General features: G+C 59.5%; 12 protein-coding genes. 5 read left to right on the top strand and 7 right to left on the bottom strand.

Annotation, left to right across the window (positions count from 1 at the left end; all coding sequences use genetic code 11):
- Positions 1 to 98: 98 nt before the first annotated feature.
- Positions 99 to 1,727: a chaperonin GroEL gene (gene groL, locus GGD50_RS21065; protein WP_107107315.1), complete on the bottom strand. Its 1,629-nt coding sequence runs from the start codon at positions 1,725 to 1,727 to the stop codon at positions 99 to 101.
- Between the two features lie 54 nt (positions 1,728 to 1,781).
- Complete coding sequence (gene groES / locus GGD50_RS21060; protein ID WP_107107316.1) at positions 1,782 to 2,096, bottom strand: co-chaperone GroES; 315 nt, start codon at positions 2,094 to 2,096, stop codon at positions 1,782 to 1,784.
- 307 nt (positions 2,097 to 2,403) lie between these two features.
- On the opposite strand from groES, the gene GGD50_RS21055 reads away from it, so the two are divergent.
- Positions 2,404 to 3,387 carry an acetylxylan esterase gene (locus GGD50_RS21055; RefSeq protein WP_107107317.1) on the top strand — a complete coding sequence of 328 codons (984 nt, stop codon included), beginning with the start codon at positions 2,404 to 2,406 and terminating at the stop codon, positions 3,385 to 3,387.
- Positions 3,359 to 4,087, top strand: a complete 729-nt coding sequence (locus GGD50_RS21050; protein WP_107107318.1) for an esterase family protein — start codon at positions 3,359 to 3,361, stop codon at positions 4,085 to 4,087. Before GGD50_RS21055 ends, GGD50_RS21050 begins: the two co-directional genes overlap by 29 nt.
- A gap of 96 nt (positions 4,088 to 4,183) precedes the next feature.
- On the opposite strand, the gene GGD50_RS21045 is transcribed toward GGD50_RS21050, so the two are convergent.
- Positions 4,184 to 4,375, bottom strand: coding sequence for a hypothetical protein (locus GGD50_RS21045; protein ID WP_246451390.1), 192 nt, complete (start codon positions 4,373 to 4,375; stop codon positions 4,184 to 4,186).
- 364 nt (positions 4,376 to 4,739) lie between these two features.
- On the opposite strand from GGD50_RS21045, the gene GGD50_RS21040 reads away from it, so the two are divergent.
- Both GGD50_RS21040 and GGD50_RS21035 read left to right on the top strand, forming a co-directional pair.
- Positions 4,740 to 7,076, top strand: coding sequence for a glucose/quinate/shikimate family membrane-bound PQQ-dependent dehydrogenase (locus GGD50_RS21040; protein ID WP_107107320.1), 2,337 nt, complete (start codon positions 4,740 to 4,742; stop codon positions 7,074 to 7,076).
- Positions 7,077 to 7,188: 112 nt separating this feature from the next.
- Positions 7,189 to 7,581: a GFA family protein gene (locus GGD50_RS21035; RefSeq protein ID WP_107107321.1), complete on the top strand. Its 393-nt coding sequence runs from the start codon at positions 7,189 to 7,191 to the stop codon at positions 7,579 to 7,581.
- Between the two features lie 27 nt (positions 7,582 to 7,608).
- Here the strand turns inward: GGD50_RS21035 and GGD50_RS21030 are convergent, their stop codons facing one another.
- The 4 genes from GGD50_RS21030 to GGD50_RS21015 all read right to left on the bottom strand — a co-directional run bounded on the left by GGD50_RS21030 (position 7,609) and on the right by GGD50_RS21015 (position 11,389).
- On the bottom strand, positions 7,609 to 8,547 hold the full coding sequence (locus tag GGD50_RS21030) for an NADP-dependent oxidoreductase (RefSeq protein WP_245407428.1): 939 nt from the start codon (positions 8,545 to 8,547) through the stop codon (positions 7,609 to 7,611).
- Between the two features lie 109 nt (positions 8,548 to 8,656).
- The gene (locus GGD50_RS21025; protein ID WP_181316013.1) at positions 8,657 to 8,872 is read right to left on the bottom strand and encodes a hypothetical protein; all 216 of its coding nucleotides are present in this window, start codon (positions 8,870 to 8,872) and stop codon (positions 8,657 to 8,659) included.
- A 78-nt stretch (positions 8,873 to 8,950) separates the two neighbouring features.
- Positions 8,951 to 10,234 (bottom strand): DUF763 domain-containing protein, encoded by a 1,284-nt coding sequence (locus GGD50_RS21020; RefSeq protein WP_107107323.1) that lies wholly within the window; start codon positions 10,232 to 10,234, stop codon positions 8,951 to 8,953.
- 90 nt (positions 10,235 to 10,324) lie between these two features.
- Complete coding sequence (locus tag GGD50_RS21015; RefSeq protein ID WP_107107324.1) at positions 10,325 to 11,389, bottom strand: glycosyltransferase family 2 protein; 1,065 nt, start codon at positions 11,387 to 11,389, stop codon at positions 10,325 to 10,327.
- A 544-nt stretch (positions 11,390 to 11,933) separates the two neighbouring features.
- Here GGD50_RS21015 and GGD50_RS21010 point away from each other — a divergent pair.
- Positions 11,934 to 14,588 (top strand): glycosyltransferase family 39 protein, encoded by a 2,655-nt coding sequence (locus GGD50_RS21010; protein ID WP_183939066.1) that lies wholly within the window; start codon positions 11,934 to 11,936, stop codon positions 14,586 to 14,588.
- The last annotated feature ends 40 nt before the right edge of the window (positions 14,589 to 14,628 follow it).

Below are 14,628 nucleotides of genomic sequence, written 5' to 3'. Positions count from 1 at the left end.
TTGTAAGTTAGGCTTGCATAGCCCAACGATTGTTCGAACCTCCTCCCAATCTGCGCCGACAATGGCCCGCCCGATCGGGCGAGCCACCATCGCAATCCTCAGAAGTCCATTCCGGCGCCGGGCGGCAGAGCTGGCGCGGAGCCCTTCTTCGGCTTCTCGGCGATCATCGCTTCCGTCGTCACCAACAGCCCAGCAATGGAGGCTGCATCCTGCAGCGCCGTGCGCACGACCTTGGCAGGGTCGATCACACCCATGGCGTAGAGATCGCCATACTCACTGGTCTGAGCGTTCCAGCCGAACGAAAAATCGGCCGTCTCGCGCAACCTGCCGACGATGATGGAGCCCTCGGCGCCGGAATTCTCGGCAATCTGGCGGACGGGCGCCTCGATCGCCCGGCGGACGATCTCGACACCGACGCGCTGGTCTTCGTTTTCGGCCTTGAGCCCGTCGAGCGATTTGACCGCGCGCATCAGCGCCACGCCACCGCCCGGCAGGATACCTTCCTCAACGGCCGCACGCGTCGCATGCAGTGCATCGTCGACGCGATCCTTCTTTTCCTTCACCTCGATTTCGGTCGAGCCGCCGACGCGGATGACGGCAACGCCGCCAGCGAGCTTGGCAAGGCGTTCCTGCAGCTTTTCGCGGTCGTAGTCGGCGGTGGTTTCCTCGATCTGACCACGAATCTGCGTCACACGCGCCTCGATCTCGCCCTTCGATCCGGCACCATCGATGATGGTGGTGTTCTCCTTCTCGATCATCACCTTCTTGGAACGGCCGAGCATGTTGAGCGTGACGTTTTCCAGCTTGATGCCGAGGTCTTCGGAGATGACGCTACCGCCCGTCAGGATGGCGATATCTTCCAGCATGGCCTTGCGGCGATCGCCGAAGCCCGGAGCCTTGACAGCAGCGATCTTCAGACCACCGCGCAGCTTGTTGACGACGAGCGTTGCCAGCGCTTCGCCTTCGACGTCCTCGGCAATGATCAGTAACGGGCTACTCGATTGCACCACAGCCTCGAGGATCGGCAGCATGGCCTGAAGGTTGGAGAGCTTCTTCTCATGGATCAGGATATATGGGTCTTCCAGTTCCGCCCGCATCTTGTCCGGGTTGGTCACGAAGTAGGGGCTGAGATAGCCGCGATCGAACTGCATGCCTTCGACGACTTCGAGTTCGGTTTCAGCCGTCTTGGCTTCTTCGACGGTGATCACGCCTTCATTGCCGACCTTCTGCATGGCTTCCGCCAGATAGCGCCCGATTTCCGGGTCGCCATTGGCAGAGATGGTGCCGACCTGAACGATTTCGGAATTGTTGGAGATCTTGCGGGCGTTTGTCTTCAGTTCCTTGACGACGGCGTCGACGGCGAGGTCGATGCCGCGCTTCAGGTCCATCGGGTTCATGCCGGCTGCAACAGCCTTGGCGCCTTCGCGAACGATGGCCTGGGCGAGAACGGTTGCGGTCGTGGTGCCATCGCCAGCGATATCGCTGGTTCTGGAGGCGACCTCCCGCAGCATCTGTGCGCCCATGTTTTCGAACTTGTCTTCGAGTTCGATTTCCTTGGCGACGGTGACGCCATCCTTGGTGATGCGCGGAGCGCCGTAGGACTTGTCGATGACGACGTTGCGGCCCTTCGGACCGAGCGTCACCTTGACCGCGTTGGCGAGAATATCCACCCCCCTCAGCATGCGTTCACGGGCGTCGGTGTGAAATTTGACTTCTTTGGCAGCCATTTTTTACTCCTCCATAGGCAGCGCAGTTTTGACTGATGCTTGAAAGAAGACGGCTCAGGCAGACCTCTGGTCTTCCGCCGGAAACTCGATGATGCCCAGGACGTCGGTTTCTTTCATGATCAGCAGGTCTTCATTGTCGATCTTGATCTCGGTACCGGACCATTTCCCGAACAGGATGCGGTCGCCGGCCTTGACATCGAGCGGTTGGACTTGGCCGGCCTCGTTGCGTGCGCCAGAGCCGACGGCGATGACTTCGCCTTCCTGCGGCTTCTCCTTGGCAGTGTCGGGGATGATGATGCCGCCCTTCGTCTTTTCTTCAGATTCGACGCGGCGAACGAGAATGCGATCGTGAAGCGGTCGAAACGTCATGCTCTCCTCCATGGCAAACAATGATGATCAATGCCCCGTGACCGGGCCGGACGACCGTCCGGATAGATGCCGAAACCCTCTAGCGTCCGGCGAAATTTGATCTGGTTCCGGAAACCGCGCTTACAAGGGAAATAAGAGAACTTTAGCACTCTGCGCCCACGACTTCTAATGCGATCGAAAGAAAGATGAATTCTATTCAGTCGTTCGACATCTCGCAGCCTGAACGCTGTGGCAGATGACATGGTTTTGCGGGCATTGCCGAGGTTCCAGTCTTGCCTCGCCAATCCTTTCGCGGGACAAGCACAAGATGAGCGTTCCAACGACACACCCCTTCGCCTTCGATCCGACCTATGGCATGCAGCTCGAGCAGCTCCTGGCGATCAAGCCGCCCGAGGAAATCTCCGGTTTCGATGATTTTTGGACCGAGCGGTATCGGCGCGCCATCGCGGTCGATCCCCAGCCGAAACTCCGCCGCAGCAAAATCCAGCATCCCGACTGGCATGTTCTCGACGTGACCTATAGGTCGACTGGCACGTTTCGGATCAGCGGCTGGCTGCTTCTTCCCCGCACCGGGGCGGTGCGGCGTGGCCTTGTCGTGGGACATGGCTATGGCGGGCGGGATATGCCCGACTTCGATTTGTCGGTGGAAGAGACGGCCATACTGTTTCCTTGCTCTCGCGGCCTCTCCCTCAGCGCTCGTCCGCCGATTCCAGCCGATCCTGGCGGGCATGTGCTTTACGGTATCGAAAAACCCGATTCCTATATCATCGGCGGCTGCGTCGACGATCTGTGGCTCGCCGTCTCGACGCTTATTGCCCTTTATCCCTGGCTTGAGGGGCATATTGGCTACAGCGGCATCAGCTTCGGCGGCGGTATCGGGGCGCTGGCAATCCCCTTCGACAGCCGGATCGATCGCGGGCATCTCATCGTACCGACCTTCGGGCACAGGTCGCTATGGCTGAGCTTGCCGACGATCGGCAGCGCGCAATCCGTCCAGGCGTACGAGAAGAAGCATGGAAGCGTGTTCGAAACCCTGCGCCTGTTCGATGCCGCAAACGCGGCGGCCCGTATCAAGGTACCAATGCTCGTCGCAGCAGCCCTCTTCGATCCCGCGGTAGCGCCGCCCTGCCAGTTCGCGGTGGCGAACGCGCTGCCAAAGTTTAACGAAATCTTCATCCTGGACGCCGGTCACTTCGACTATGTTGGCAGCACCGAGCAACAAGCGGTGCTTCGCGAAAAAGTCGAACGATTTTTTAGGTGCCATGAACCGGGAATACCTGCGCTGGTATAGCCAGCGCCTGCATCGAGACATGGAGCTGCTGGTGTTCGGCCATGCCGGCGCCAAGGTATTGATGTTTCCGACGAGAGACGGGCGTTTCTGGGAGTATGAGCAGCTTGGCATCGTCGCCAGCCTAGCCGACAAATTGCAGGCCGGTCATCTCCAGCTTTATTGTATCGAGGGTCTGGCCGCCGAGACCTTCTACGGATCGCGACAGCATCCGGCCGACCGCATTCGCCGGCACGCCGCCTTCGAGGAATATATTCTGAACGAAGTTCTGCCGCTGATGGCGCAGAAAAATCCTCATGACTGCACCATCGTACACGGCTGCAGCCTCGGCGCCTTCCAGGCGGCCAGCTTGGTCTTTCGCCACCCTCACCTCTTTCGCAAGCTCGTCGCCTTTTCCGGCCGCTACGATCTCACGATGAAGGTCGAATACTTCGGCGACCTGTTCGAGGGATACTACGACGACAATGTCTACTTCCACACGCCGACGCACTTCCTTCCAGGGCTTTCCTGCGAATGCCGGCTCGAAAGTCTACGTCAGGTCGACATCGTCCTCACCATCGGGGACGCAGATCCCTTCCTCGACAACAACCGCCACCTAAGCCAGCTTCTCGTCGACAAACAGGTCGGTCATCAACTGCATGTCTGGGGCGGCCGTGCCCATCGGGCAGGCGCGTGGCGTAAAATGGCGGCGCTGTACATTTGACGACCGGCCTGAGTAAAGGCCGAAGGGCAAAAGCTGCGGCGATCGTTGCCCGAGAGACCTGCTCTCGAACCATCAAGGTATCAATGGATGGCCGGCTCACACGTAGCCGACCGGGATGGGCGCAAGCTTTTTGCCGGCACCGTAATCGCGCTCGTGAGATCTGCGGTTAAGTTTTTCCCGACTTGAGGAAAAGTCGATACGATCGCGCTCCATCATGCCATCTGGATAGGTTCCGGTGTCCTCGGTTTCCACTTCGGACTGAGCGGTGACGATTTTGAAATTCATCATGTTTCCTCCGGTGCCGCGCGGAAACGATTAGTCCCGCGCTTAGTTCCATGAGTAAACACAAAATTATTAAAAAATTAACTACGATCGTTAATCAATTTGGGTGAGCCGAGCAATTTCAGCGCGCCAACAAAGGTGCTCGCTTTGCGCGGAACATTTCCGCTGGCCTTACGTTCAACTTAAGATTTTGTTTTGGAGGTCTTCATGGATCGATCCAAAATCGGCGACCCCAATCGATATCGTTTCCACCCTCACTCTCCCGAGTTTCAGCTTCGCCGGGTGTGATCCGCAAGCGGATCCTGACCGATCGTCGTCGCCTGCGCTCGATCAATCGCCGCCAACAAGCGGATAGAGACTGGAGTAGATCATGGCCATTCTTATCACATCGGCACTTCTGGCGATCATCGGCTTATGGCTCGGCGGCGGCGGACTATGGCTTGTCCTGCTCGGCGGCAGTTTCTTCTATCTCTTTGCCGGCCTGATGTTCATCGCCACCGCGCTTTTGCTGTTCATGCGCAAACCGGCTGCCCTTTGGCTCTATGCAATCCTCGTGCTCGCCGCACTCCTCTGGGCCATATGGGAGGTGGGCTTCGATTGGTGGCAGCTCGGCCCGCGGGGCGGCCTCATCATCCTGATCGGGCTCTGGATGCTCACGCCCTGGATCAGGCGTCCACTCGGTTTCCGCAGCCCGGCGGGCGTCGACTACGCCGCAAATCCCTGGCCACTTGCCGTACCGCTGATCGTCTCCATCCTCGTCGCGATCTATTCGATGACCACCGATCCGCATGATCATTCAGGCGAGCTGCCGACGACGGTTGCGGCTAATGCGCCGATGGGCGGCGACGTAGCGGATAGCGAATGGCATCAATATGGCCGGACACCTTTCGGCCAGCGCTATTCGCCGCTCGATCAGATCAATGTCCAGAACGTCGCCAATCTGAAGGAAATCTGGCGGTATCAAACCGGCGACGTAAAGCGCCCGGACGATGTCGGCGAGACGACCTATCAGGTGACGCCGCTCAAGGTCGGCGACACCCTCTACCTGTGTACGCCACACAATCTGGCGATCGCGCTCGATGCGCAAACCGGCAAGGAGAAATGGAAATTCGACGCCAATTCCGGCATGAATCCGGATCGCCAACATCAGACATGCCGTGGTGTCACCTACTACCACGATCAAACGGCGACGGCCGGAACACCCTGCGCCGACCGCGTCTATCTGCCCACGTCCGACGCGCGGCTGATCGCGCTCGATGCCGCCAATGGCAAGATCTGTACGAGCTTTGCCAACCAGGGTGCACTCCATCTAGAAGCTGGAATGAAGTACAACCCGGCCGGCTACTACTACTCGACCTCGCCGCCCGTTGCCGTCGCGGATAAGCTGATCGTCGGCGGGGCCGTCAACGACAACTATTCCACTCAGGAGCAATCCGGCGTCATCCGCGCCTTCGATATCAGGACCGGCGCACTGCTCTGGAACTGGGACTCCGGCAACCCCGACCAGACGACGCCCCTCCTGGCCGGTCAGACCTACACTACCAACTCGCCCAATAGCTGGTCGGTGTTCAGCGTCGATGAAGCCTTGGGCATGGTCTATATTCCGCTCGGCAATCAGGTCCCCGATCAGCTCGGGATGGGCCGCAGCGCAAATGTCGAGCGCTTTTCCTCCTCGGTCGTTGCGTTGGACATCAACACCGGCCAGCTCAAATGGGTACAGCAATTCGTCCATCACGATCTATGGGACATGGACGTTCCGGCGCAGCCCGTTCTTTTCGACATGACAAAATCCGATGGCACAGTGGTTCCCGCGCTTGTCGCTTCGACCAAACAGGGCGACATCTACGTACTCGACCGGCGCACCGGCGCGCCGCTCATTCCCTTCAAGGAGATACCGGCACCGGGTGGTGCCATTCCCGAAGATTACACCGCGCCGACGCAGCCGATTTCGGATCTGACCTTCTCGCCCCCGCCGCTGCAGGAAAAAGACATGTGGGGGGTGACGCTCCTCGATCAACTCGCCTGCCGCATCGCCTTCCACCGGTACAAATATAAGGGCCGCTACACGCCACCATCCCTGCGTGGATCGATCATCTATCCCGGCAATTTCGGCACCTTCAACTGGGGCAGCGTCGCCGTCGATCCCGAACGCCAGATCATGTTCGGCATGCCAACCTATCTCGCCTTCACCTCCGAACTCGTTGCCCGTGCGAATATCCCGCCAAGAGGTCAGGATGAGAAGGGCAGCGAGCAGGGTTTGAACCGAAACGAAGGTGCGCCATACGGCGTCTATATGGGGCCGTTTCTCGGCCCGCTCGGTATTCCCTGCCAGGCGCCGCCATGGGGCTACGTCGCCGGCGTCGACCTCAGGACCGGCAAGATCGTCTATAAGCACAAAAACGGCACGGTGCATGACATGACGCCGCTGCCCCTGCCCTTCAAGGTTGGCGTTCCCGGAATCGGCGGACCGATCATGACCAAGGGCGGCGTTGCGTTCCTCGGAGCGGCGGTCGACAACTATCTGCGCGCCTATGACGTCACCACCGGGCGGCAGCTTTGGCAAGCTCGCTTGCCCGCAGGTGGCCAGGCGACGCCGATGACCTATACGGCGGGCGACAACAAGCAATATGTGGTCATGGTCGCAGGCGGCCACGGCTCGATCGGCACCAAGCCCGGCGATTATGTCATCGCCTACCGACTGCCTTAGGCCAGACGGCGGCGAGAGCGGTCTTCGCTATCGGGAACATTTCCCCAATGTCTGATGTTTCCAGTTCGCGCGAGGCGTCAGGTTGCACTCAATAGGCACGGAGGCTTTTGAAATGACATTGCGACATGGATCATGCCGCTGCGGAAGGGTTCGCTATTCCATCAGCGGTGAGCCGAACCGCGTCGGTATTTGCCATTGCACCGACTGCCGCCAAGAAAGCGGTTCGGCCTTTGCGTTTTTCGGGATCTGGAAGGCCGAGGCCTTCTCGACGACGGGCGAGACAACCGCCTACGAAGGCCGGAGCTTCTGCCCTCATTGTGGGTCGCATGTTTTTGCGATCAACGACGTCGAGGCCGAGATCAAGTTCGGATGCCTCGATAGCGCACCGACCGATATGGTTCCGACCTACGAACTCTGGGTAAAGCGGCGCGAACCCTGGCTGAAGCCTTTACCGGGCGCGGAGCAATATGATCAGGATCGAGTGGCCGATCAGCCCGGACTTTAAGGGGAAATACACCCGGCAGGGCGTGCATCAATGCTCGACCCGCAAGACGATTTTGCCGCGATTATGTTCGTTCATGATCGCCTCTTGTGCGGCGCGCGCCTGATCAAGCGGATAAACGCGGCGAATCTCGACGCGCACCTTTCCATCGTCGATGAGGCGGCTGATCTCCGCGAGCTGCACACCGTTCGGCTGCGCCGTATAGCGAATGGCGCGTATCCCTAGCTCGGTTGCACGTTTCTTATCGGGCTGGGCAAGCGTCGAAACTAGGATACCGTCCGTCTTTATCACGCTGAACGACCGATCCTGGGTTTCGCCGGCGACGAGATCGAACACCATGTCCACCGGCTGGATCGCCTCCTCGAAGCGCTCACTCTCATAGTCGATGACCTGATCGGCACCGAGGTAACGCGCGAATTCCATATCGCCGCCGGAAACCGTCGTCGCGACCCAGGCGCCTTTCGCCTTCGCAAACTGAATGGCCAAATGACCGACACCACCCGCGCCGCCATGGATGAGGACGCGCTGGCCTGCCTGAAGCCCGCCATGCTCGAATAGGCCCTGCCATGCGGTAATGCCCGCCAGCGGAATTGCGGCAGCCTCCACCGGGTTCATCAGCCTCGGCTTCGGCGCTACTTCTTCCGGCCTGGCGATGACGAATTGTTCGTAACCGCCGTGCCGTGGATTGAGAAAGGCATAGACCGCCTCGCCGAGGCGAAACGCGCCGACCCCCTCCCCTACCTTCTCGACCGTTCCGCAGACATCTCGACCGAGCACGTAAGGCAAATCGTCTTCCTGAACAGCCGGATAGCTTCCCTCACGCATCTTCCAATCGACAGGGTTGACGCTGGCAGCCTCGACCCGGATCAGAATTTCGTCGATCTTGGGCTCGGGACGTTCGATTTCTTCGAGACGAAGAACTTCCGGACCGCCAAATGCGTGGATACGCACAGCTTTCATGACGCTCATCGTTTCTCTCCTCACGGTTTGAGAATGGAAGCCGGCCGATCGCCACCGACTTTCGCTGGCCCTATTCGGACGCTGAACGTTTCCAGAGATTGTCGATGGCCGGCCCAGATCAGACGGCGTTGATTGACGGCAGGAAGGACATCACCTCGTTGCGGCCCCTGGGGCTCAGCGTCTCGATACGCTCGCTCCAGAAGCTGTCCGCCTCCGGCGAATCCGGCTCCCAACAATTCGTCGACAAGAGGTTGTCGTCCATCACCAGCAGACGATGGCCACCCAACCGCAAATATTCTGTCGCCAGCTCTTTCGCAGCATTCGTCATCATCATCCCGCTCCTTGCGCCAGTTATCAGGATGTCAACAATCGAACGGGGAATATGTTCCCTTTGGCACGAAAGCCTATTTTGTCAGTCTTTTGACGGCTGCCGGCGTCTCTCCATCTCGTCTTCGGATTGGGCGGGAGGCTCCCAGCCGAACACGCTGCGTCCGCCGTAAAAAGTGGACCTGTCGAATTCGCCGGCAACGATTTCCTTGAGATCGGGGCCGGTGACATATCGTTCGAGCATACGGGACTGATCGTCCAGGCGCTTCAGCGCCTGCAACTCCTCGTCACGGCCGAGCCGCCCTTTCCGCACCGCCGATTTCATCACGTTGATGGTCTGGTCGTAGACCTTCAAAGGCACGGGAAAAGGGTGGCGATCCTTGCCGCCATGCGCCAGCGAAAACCGGGCGGGATCAGAAAAGCGGTAGGGGGCGCCATGCACAACTTCGGCAACCATCGCCAGCGCCTTGACCGTTCTTGCGCCAACGCCTGGCGTCAGCAACAGGTCCTCGAAATCCACCGGCCCGCGATCGGCTGCCGCCGCCAGATTCCCATGCAATCGCCTCATATTCACATCGGTTTCGCGAACATCGTGATGAGCCGGCATGATCAGGTGCGGCAACATGGGTTGCGCGTTGTTTTCAGCAATTGCCGCCGGCTCTGCTTCCAGCGCGGCGACTTCGCGCACGATCCTGTCCGGCCCTAGCGATGAAAGTAGATCGAGCTGACCTGCACGCGACCGGTCGGCGCGCCGATCAGCAAGATTGACGATCCGGCCCTGGTCTCTTCCCTCGATCGCCGCATGCGGGGAATCGAGAAAGCTTGTCAGCCCTTCGGACAACCAATGATAGCGACGCGCCTGCCGCCGATCGCCATTCATCCCCTGCTGGACGACGACCCATTTGCCATCGTCTGTCACTATGAAACCGTGCAGATAGAGATCGAATCCATCCTGTAAGGCGGCGCTGTCCACCTTGGCGACAAGCCGGCTTTTCGCCGCGAGCGCCACACCGTCGATGCCGACACGACGGCCGATGGCCGTAAGTTCATCCGGCGTCTTGCGCGACTGAGCGCCGCGGCCACCGCAGACGTGAATTCCAAGTTCGCCCGAGAGCGGCGTCAGGCCTCGTTTCAGCGCGCCGAGGACGCTGGTGGTGATGCCCGAGGAATGCCAGTCCATGCCCATGACGGCGCCGAAGGACTGGAACCAGAAGGGGCTCGCCAGCCGGCGCAACAGTTCGTCGCGCCCATAATGTTGAACGACCGCCTCGGTAATCACGGCGCCCAAACGCGTCATTCGGTCGCCGAGCCATTTCGGCACCCGCCCTCCATGCAAGGGAAGATCCGCGTTGCCAGCTCTTTGCGCCAAGTTCGTCGCACTCCATTTCAGATACGACGCACTTTAGTACCGGCAACCGGATTGCGCCATGCACGGATTTGATCCCAGGCAGTCTGGACCCTATCCGATGGCGCTACGAATGGTCTTCGAAAGGCGCAACAGGAAGGCGGGCCGGGAGGAGGCGACGAGTTTCCACGACAGGATCGCCTTCGCCATGCGGCCGGGAAGGACGCCGACCGAAAGAAACCATGCCGCCAGCATGGCACGCCGTCGCAGCGATGCATTCATCTCCAGGCTGGCGACGGCACCGGCAGTACCGAGTGCAAATCTGGAATCGCTGACCATGGGATGCCGGGATTTGTCCATGGTCAGGGATGCCAGACGCTCTTCCAAATGGACGGGATCATGGAGATTGACATCCTCTGGCACCGTCAACCCGATCTCGGCTGCCTGATCCGACAAGGCGTCGATGCGACGGAAGTCATGCTCCATTCGCCAGCGCGCGCGCTGACCAAGTTTTTCCGCGAAGACGGAGTGATTGGCACCATGGATGCGGTAGGCTCCAAGGCAGGACTCGATCGACGTCACCTTTCCATGGAGAGGCGCAACGGTGACGAGATAACCATCGGCGCCCTGGCGAAAATCCGTCTCCGGAACCGGCATGACCACCTCCAGAGCCGAGCGTTTGAAAGCCAAGCCGCTGGTGACAGTCGTCTGATACCGTCCCCTCTGCAGCAGTTTTGGGGTCACGTCGCCGGAGTCGAACGGGAGCTCCGGAGGCGGAAAGACGTCCTTTACCTGCATATCCTCATCGACGATATGCAATCTGAACTGCACCTGGACGGCATCGTCTTCCCAGGCGTCGACGATCTCGGATATTGCGTTCGGATAAAGGTAATCATCGGCGTCGAGAAAGAGGACGATCGCACCGCGGCTCGCCGCAAAACCGGTATTGAATGCCGCTGCATGCCCACCGTTCTTCTCTCTCAGGCAGGCCCTAATCCGCGACCCGTAGGAAGCAACAACATCGGCTGTGTCATCGGTCGATGCATCGTCGACGACGATGACTTCCATATTGTCGTAACTTTGCTCTAACGCGCTGTCGATGCAGCGTGGTAGAAAGCGAGCGTAATTGTAGTTCGAGATGATAATAGAAACTAAAGCACGGTCTGTGATGGAGTGCATCGCATTGAACCTCGCAAATTTGCTTTGGTCGCGGCGAACCTACTCATTCAGGTCCTGTGGATTAAAACCCATTCCGGCGAGCACAACTCTCCGAAGCTGAAAAGCTGCTGTCACAGACATGCTGGCCGATGGGTGGCGAAGATAGACTTGATTTGTCTGTACGGGCGACGAGCCTCCCCAGCTTTATGGCTTTTGAATGGCCATGACGTCCAAACACCCCGGTTGAATGCCCGGCACGTCTCATGTCGTCTCGCCTTATCAAAGACTAAAAAATAGTCTTCAGGTGGCTGTCAGCGTCATTGCCGATAGTCGCGCCCCACCGGAACAGGAAGCGATCTCTTATGAAGCAAGTGCAGACACAAACTTATTATTCGGACGTTCAGGTCCGACTGTACCCATTTTCAGCCGTTCTAGCGTCCCCGCGCTCCGGCGCTTTGTCATTGTCTGTAAGCCTGTGAACTATTCGCGCAATATTTCGGACCGGTCACAAAAGTCGGCCGGCGGAGCTCTCGTATCCGAGCTTGACGTTTCCCCTCACAATACCGTGAAGCATCAACAATCCATTTCGGTCGTCGTTCCCACTCTCAACGAGACCGACAATGTCGATGTCCTGCTGTCAGGGCTGTTTTCGCAGTCCGGTGGCGACATCGCGCTGGAGGTCCTGATCGCCGACGGCGGATCGACCGACGGCACGATCGAGCGCGTCCGGGCATGGGAGAAAAAGGCGCCCGTCAGGCTCATTTCCGCAGGCGGAAATGGAGGCCTGGCCGGAGATGTACTCTGGGCAGCGCAATATGCCAGCAGCGACATCGTCGTGGTCATGGATGCCGATCTCAGCCATCCGCCGGAGGAGATCCGCAATCTCGTTCGTCCCATCATCAACGGGACCAGCGACATGGTGGTTGGAAGCCGTTATGTACCGGGCGGCGCCACGCCGGATTGGCCACGGTCTCGCCGGCTCCTCTCCCGCCTCGGCGGCGCCCTGGCCTGGCCCTTGACCGATATGCGGGATCCGATGTCCGGGTTCTTTGCCGTACGCAAGGAGCGGCTTCTAGCGATCGATCCGACGGCAATCGGCTTCAAGATCGGTCTCGAAATCATCGCGGAAGGCGGCGATGCGCTTCGGCTGACCGAGGTCCCGATCATCTTTCGCGATCGAGTGCATGGGCAAACCAAGATTGGATGGGGGCATATGATAGACTATGCCCGCCGTCTCATGGTCCTTGCCGGAGGCGCGGTTTCCTTTGGAAACGCAACGCGTTTTGCCGGCGTCGGCCTCATCGGCCTCGCCATCGACCTGCTGATCTTTCAGATTCTCTTCGGGGCGGGGTTCGGTCTGGTGACGGCTCATCTCGTCAGCTTCGCCGTCGCCACGATCTCCAACTACATCCTGAATTCCAAATGGGCTTTTGCAAGCGACGGGCCACGGCCTCATGAGCGGGATTGGCGGCGATACATCCGCTTCATGACCATCTGCCTGCTCGCTTTCGCCCTGCGGGGCGGCGTGCTTGCCGGTGCAGTCGATCTTCTCGGGTGGCCCCCCCAGGCCGCCATTATCCTCGGCGTCGGTGCCGCCGCGATCGTCAATTATCTCGGCAATGCCTTCTTCGTGTTCCCCTATGCCCGCCCGCGCATGCCATCCGACGTCCGATGGCGCGTGGCGGCGATCGGCGTGCTGGGCTACATCCTTGCTTTGCGACTGGTTTTCCTCGGGCTTGTGGATCTCGTGCCGGAGGAAACCTATTACTGGAACTACTCCCAGCATCTCGACATCGGATATCTCGACCATCCCCCGATGGTTGCCTGGCTGATCTGGGCGGGAACCAGTCTGTTTGGCAATACGGGATTTGGCGTTCGCATCGGCGCTTACCTCGCCTGGATCGTGGCCGGCTTCTTCGCTTTCCGGTTCTCGCGCAATCTGTTCGGCAAGTCGGCAGCATTCGTCAGCGTCCTGCTCATCTCTATCCTGCCGTTCTTCTTTTCCACAGGCTTCATGATGATGCCGGACGTCCCGCTGACGGCCGCTTGGGCTGGAACGCTCTATTTTCTGGAGCGCGCGCTGATCGCGGGGAAGCGGCGGGCCTGGTGGGGCGTCGGCCTGTGTGTCGGCGTCGGAATGCTCTCCAAATACACGATCGCGCTCCTCGGCCCCGCCACGCTGATCTTCCTGCTCCTTGACGCCAGAGCGCGACGTTGGCTGCTGCGGCCGGAACCGTATCTCGCCGCCGCGCTCGCCGCCGTGCTTTTCTCACCGGTGATCTACTGGAACGCGACGCATAGCTGGGCTTCGTTCGCATTTCAGAGTGCGGATCGCTTGGAAGGCACGACAACCTTCTCGCTTCCCTCTCTGGTTACCAGTATCGTGATCCTGCTGACGCCCTTGGGATTGGTGGCCGCGATGGCGGCACTGGTGACCAGAAACAGCGTGACATTCGCGACGAAGACGGACGCAAAGGCTATCCGTCGCTCTCTCTTCATCAAGGTCTATACGATCGTTCCCCTGCTGGTCTTCGTCGCATTCAGCCTGTTCCACGAGGTCAAGCTGAATTGGACGGGACCGCTCTGGCTCGCCCTTCTGCCGTCGATTTCGGCAACCATCGTCGCGGCCGGCAACAGCGTGTCGAAATTCGACGGCCTGCTGCGGCGGCTATGGGTTCCGACCGTAATGACCATGCTGGTAGTCTACGGGCTTGGTCTGCATTACCTCGTCCTCGGATTTCCGATGGTCGGCCACTTCGGCAATATCCGGACGCTGCCTGTCGCCTGGCAGGAATTCGGCCGCCAAACCGAATTGATCGAACATAGCGTCGAGCAGGAAACGGGTAAGCAGGTGCTGCTGGCCGGAATGGACAAGTATTTCGTGGCAAGCGAGATCGCCTTTTACAATCGCGACGACGACGATGCCGTTCAGACCTCCGTGGGGCGGGGCGCACTTGGTCAAGATAGCTTGATGTATGGCTACTGGTTCAAGCCGGCCGACCTGCAGGGACGCAATGTCATTCTTTTCGGACTGAAAAGGGGCGACCTGGAACGGGCTTCTCTAGATCCGCTGTTTTCCCGGATAAGCGAAATCAAGGAGCAACAGGTGACGAAACATGGCGAGCCTGTGGGCAGCTTCTTCTACAGGATCGGATATGATCTTCGCAGTTGTCTTCCGCTTGCCGCCCAAACGTCGGGGATAGCGTGCCATGGGTCGTAAGCCGGCTGAAAGCCGGGCAAACAAATTGCAGGCCAGGGCG

Source organism: Martinezella paranaensis (assembly GCF_014200235.1).
GTDB lineage: Bacteria > Pseudomonadota > Alphaproteobacteria > Rhizobiales > Rhizobiaceae > Rhizobium > Rhizobium paranaense.
Note: the sequence above shows the minus strand (reverse complement) of the source record. Positions and strands in the feature narration are given on the sequence as shown.

Bases quoted from the DNA above. Each gene is read 5' to 3' on its own strand.
- GGD50_RS21025 (WP_181316013.1), bottom strand. From the start codon at position 8,872: ATGATGATGACGAATGCTGCGAAAGAGCTGGCGACAGAATATTTGCGG.
- groES (WP_107107316.1), bottom strand. From the start codon at position 2,096: ATGACGTTTCGACCGCTTCACGATCGCATTCTCGTTCGCCGCGTCGAA.
- GGD50_RS21040 (WP_107107320.1), top strand. From the start codon at position 4,740: ATGGCCATTCTTATCACATCGGCACTTCTGGCGATCATCGGCTTATGG.
- GGD50_RS21030 (WP_245407428.1), bottom strand. From the start codon at position 8,547: ATGAGCGTCATGAAAGCTGTGCGTATCCACGCATTTGGCGGTCCGGAA.
- GGD50_RS21050 (WP_107107318.1), top strand. From the start codon at position 3,359: ATGAACCGGGAATACCTGCGCTGGTATAGCCAGCGCCTGCATCGAGAC.
- GGD50_RS21015 (WP_107107324.1), bottom strand. From the start codon at position 11,389: ATGCACTCCATCACAGACCGTGCTTTAGTTTCTATTATCATCTCGAAC.
- groL (WP_107107315.1), bottom strand. From the start codon at position 1,727: ATGGCTGCCAAAGAAGTCAAATTTCACACCGACGCCCGTGAACGCATG.
- GGD50_RS21055 (WP_107107317.1), top strand. From the start codon at position 2,404: ATGAGCGTTCCAACGACACACCCCTTCGCCTTCGATCCGACCTATGGC.
- GGD50_RS21045 (WP_246451390.1), bottom strand. From the start codon at position 4,375: ATGATGAATTTCAAAATCGTCACCGCTCAGTCCGAAGTGGAAACCGAG.
- GGD50_RS21035 (WP_107107321.1), top strand. From the start codon at position 7,189: ATGACATTGCGACATGGATCATGCCGCTGCGGAAGGGTTCGCTATTCC.